This window comes from Cryobacterium sp. TMT1-3 (genome assembly GCF_004402315.1).
GTDB lineage: Bacteria > Actinomycetota > Actinomycetes > Actinomycetales > Microbacteriaceae > Cryobacterium > Cryobacterium luteum.
Window position 1 is genome coordinate 1 of record NZ_SOFW01000013.1, and the last position, 1,118, is coordinate 1,118.

Here is a 1,118-nt window from a genome sequence, read left to right on the forward strand (position 1 = left end):
GTGCCATGAAGCACCTCGTTCGGCACTTCTCCGATAATGAATCCGCAAACGCCTGCCCGACTGCAGGTTTCGGGCGAGTTCGGCGACGCCGGCGGCACTTGGCATCGGGCTAAACCATGGAGTGTTGTCGACCACAATCAATTCGGACAATGGCAGTTCCAACTGGCGGCCCTGAGGGCGGCGGGAAGCGAGCTTCATTTGGGCGCTACGCGTGAGTGAATCGATACCAAGTTGGCGCGCTTGCCCGGTGTCCAAACCCAGTAGCTTCAGCGCATCGACCTCGGTGGGACTGAGTTTGGACACGTCCAGCTGTGCCCCTGGAAGCAGGACGACGCCTCCATATCGGCCTCGCTCGGCGAACACCGGTACATCTGCGTCCGCCAGAGCCACGACGTCGCGCAGTACCGTCCGGACCGACACTCCCAACTCTTCTGCCAGCTCAAGCGCCGTCATCTGGTGGCGCGTCTGGAGCAGCAACATCATCGAAAGTAGGCGGTGGGACTTCATCTCACCAGTATCGACGGATACCAGACAAAAGCTGTCATGTATTGATGAAAGGCTTGCCGTTGCCGAGAACGTCAACTAAGGAGATCCCCATGGCAACACCAAACCTGTTCCTCATCTATGTCACCGACGTCGAGCGCTCCACCCGCTTCTACAGCGATCTCTTCGAGATGGAACCTGTCACCATTACCCCGCGTTATGTCCCATTCGAGGTAGCCCCGGGCGTACTCTTCGCTCTATGGTCTGGCCGCGGCGACACTGTCACGACGGCGACGCCGCGAACCAGCGAGTTGGGACTCATGCTGCCCGGGTCAGCATCCGGAGTCGATGACTGCTTCACCGCGTGGACGTCCAAGGGGGCCACTGTTATCGAAGAGCCGCACGAAGACGTCTTCGGGCGCACATTCGTGGTCGCCGACCCTGATGGCAACCTCATTCGTGTCTCTCCGATCGACTGAAACGGAGTACAAGGGCAGACTCGATTGCGCAATTCTGCTCTTGTAAGGTTCGAAGACCGGGCCGGTTTCACGCGTAAAATGTCACGACCCCAACGATTGGCATGCTGGGTGACAGACGCTGCCTGTTCCGGAGGTATGTCCCGAATCGGGAACGTC

2 protein-coding genes are annotated in these 1,118 nt (G+C 59.2%); one reads left to right on the plus strand and one right to left on the minus strand.

The window, feature by feature from the left end:
* Positions 1-582, minus strand: a 582-nt coding sequence (locus E3O25_RS04495; protein ID WP_134360566.1) for a YafY family protein, incomplete at its 3' end; no start/stop codon positions are given.
* A 14-nt stretch (positions 583-596) separates the two neighbouring features.
* Between E3O25_RS04495 and E3O25_RS04500 the strand changes: the two genes are divergently transcribed.
* Positions 597-962, plus strand: a complete 366-nt coding sequence (locus E3O25_RS04500; protein ID WP_092342527.1) for a VOC family protein — start codon at positions 597-599, stop codon at positions 960-962.
* Positions 963-1,118: the final 156 nt, after the last annotated feature.

Bases quoted from the DNA above. Each gene is read 5' to 3' on its own strand.
- E3O25_RS04500 (WP_092342527.1), top strand. From the start codon at position 597: ATGGCAACACCAAACCTGTTCCTCATCTATGTCACCGACGTCGAGCGC.